This is a genomic window from Aquabacterium parvum (genome assembly GCF_001447195.1).
GTDB lineage: Bacteria > Pseudomonadota > Gammaproteobacteria > Burkholderiales > Burkholderiaceae_C > Aquabacterium > Aquabacterium parvum.
Genome location: NZ_LFRI01000451.1, coordinates 1 through 1101, shown reverse-complemented (window position 1 = coordinate 1101; position 1101 = coordinate 1). Strand labels below are relative to the sequence as shown.

At 66.4% G+C, this 1101-nt stretch carries 1 protein-coding gene; it reads left to right on the top strand.

The genetic code is table 11. The features are described from left to right. Positions 1 to 116: 116 nt before the first annotated feature. Positions 117 to 1101, top strand: a 985-nt coding sequence (locus tag ABG80_RS17600; RefSeq protein WP_058088917.1) for an IS110 family RNA-guided transposase, incomplete at its 3' end; no start/stop codon positions are given.

Here is a 1101-nt window from a genome sequence, read left to right as displayed (position 1 = left end):
GCCTAACGAATGAAAGGGACTTCCCCGTCCCGAGCTAGCCGCATATTGCGGCGAACGGCAACGAAGTGCCACGATGGGGTTGCGAATCTCATCCACTCACTCGGAAGGGGAAGTCCATGACCATTTTGTTCGTTGGAATCGATCTCGCGAAGTCCGTGTTTGCGCTGCACGGCGTTGATGAGCATGGCAAAGCTGTGCTGGTGGCCCCGAAGGTGGCGCGAGACAAGCTGGTGGGCATGGTGGCGGCGCTGCCGCCGTGCACCATCGGCATGGAGGCCTGCTCGGGCGCGCACCACTGGGCGCGGGTGTTCGCCGGCTTCGGCCACACGGTGCGCCTGATGGCGCCCAAGTTCGTGGCGCCCTATCGCATGAGCGGACGACGAGGCAAGAACGATGCAGCGGATGCTGCCGCCATCTGCGAGGCCGTACAGCGGCCGAACATGCGGTTTGTGCCGGTCAAGAGCCTGGAGCAGCAAGGCCGCCTGACGGTGCACCGCATGCGCCAGGCCTTCATCGAGCAGCGCACCGGCATGATCAACCGCATCCGCGGCCTGCTGTCGGAGTTCGGCATCGTGTTGCCGCTGAAGGCGGCCACCGTGCGCCGGCAAGCCGGTGCATGCCTGGAGGACTTGCCCGGCTGGGCCAACCTGGCCATTGGCGATGCGCTCAGCGAGCTGCACCGGCTCGACGAGCGCATCGAGCAGTACGACCGGCACATTGCGCAGATGGCGCGCGAAGACGCGCGTGCACAGCAGTTGATGAAGCTGCGCGGCGTGGGCGAGACGACGGCCACAGCCATGGTGGCCATGATCGGCAACGGGCACGAGTTCGACTGTGGGCGGCAGTTCGCCGCCTGGCTGGGCCTGACGCCAGGACAATACAGCTCGGGCGGCAAGAGCCGGCTGGGGCGCATCACCAAGGCCGGTGACAGCTACCTGCGAAGTTTGTTGGTGCTGGGCGCGCGAGCCGTGCTGGCCGCTGCAGGCAACAAAAGCGACCCGATCAGCCGATGGGCGAAGTCGGTGGCTGAGCGGCGAGGCTACTGGCGCGCGGTGATCGCCATCGCAGCCAAGAACGCGCGCATGGCCTGGGCGGTGCTCA